We start from the raw sequence: 915 nt of genomic DNA, 5'->3' as shown, positions 1-915 counted from the left end.
GGCTGTCGCTCGCGAGCGGCCGCGGCTCGAGCAGCCAGCTCTCGCCCGCGCCGAGCGCGGTCAGGCCGCGCAGCAGCTTGCCCGAGGGGGCGGTGATGATGGTGCCCATCTGCGTCTCGAGGTGCTCGGGCGTGCCGACCTTCAGCGATTCGACGGCGTCGACGAGCTGGCCGCGGAACCGCTTCGACTTCGCGACCGAGCCGACGAGGATCACGAGCGACGCCGCCGAGCACTTCTGGCCCGCGTGCCCGAAGGCCGACTGCGCCACGTCCTTCGCCGCGAGGTCGAGGTCGGCGTTCGGGGTCACGATGATCGCGTTCTTGCCGCTCGTCTCGGCGAGGATCGGCAGATCCTTCCGCAGCTCGCGGAACGCCACCGCCGTCTCGTAGGCGCCGGTGAGGATGAGGCGATCCACGCGCGGATCGGCCACGAGCGCCGAGCCGAGCGCGCGATCCGCGAACTGCACCAGCTGCAGCACCTCGCGCGGCACCCCGGCCTCCCACAGCGCCTCGACCATCACGGCGCCCGAGCGGGCCGAGTTCGAGGCGGGCTTGATGATGACCGAGGCGCCCGAGGCCAGGCCGGCGAGCACGCCGCCCGCGGGGATCGCGGTCGGGAAGTTCCACGGCGGGATCACCGCGACGAGCTTCTGCGGCACGGCGACCGCGCCGTCGACCTGCTCGAGCAGCTGGCCGAGCATCGCGTAGTAGTTGGCGAAGTCGATCGCTTCGGAGACCTCGGGGTCGCCCTGATCGAGCGTCTTGCCGCACTCCGATCCCATGACCTCGAGCAGTTCGGCGCGCTTCTCCTCGAGCTTCTCGCCGGCGCGGTAGAGGATGCGGGCGCGCTCGTCGGCGCCGAGGGCCTGCCAGCCCTCGGCCGCCGCCACGCCGCGCGCGATGATCGTCTCGAGCT

1 protein-coding gene is annotated in these 915 nt (G+C 72.2%); it reads right to left on the bottom strand.

What is annotated here, in order from left to right:
• The coding region (locus tag ACFPZL_RS13740) for an aldehyde dehydrogenase family protein (protein WP_382335949.1) at positions 1 to 915 on the bottom strand (915 nt) is incomplete at both ends.

Origin of the sequence: Leucobacter soli (genome assembly GCF_042659205.1) — a bacterium.
Lineage (GTDB): Bacteria > Actinomycetota > Actinomycetes > Actinomycetales > Microbacteriaceae > Leucobacter > Leucobacter soli.
Note: the sequence above shows the minus strand (reverse complement) of the source record. Positions and strands in the feature narration are given on the sequence as shown.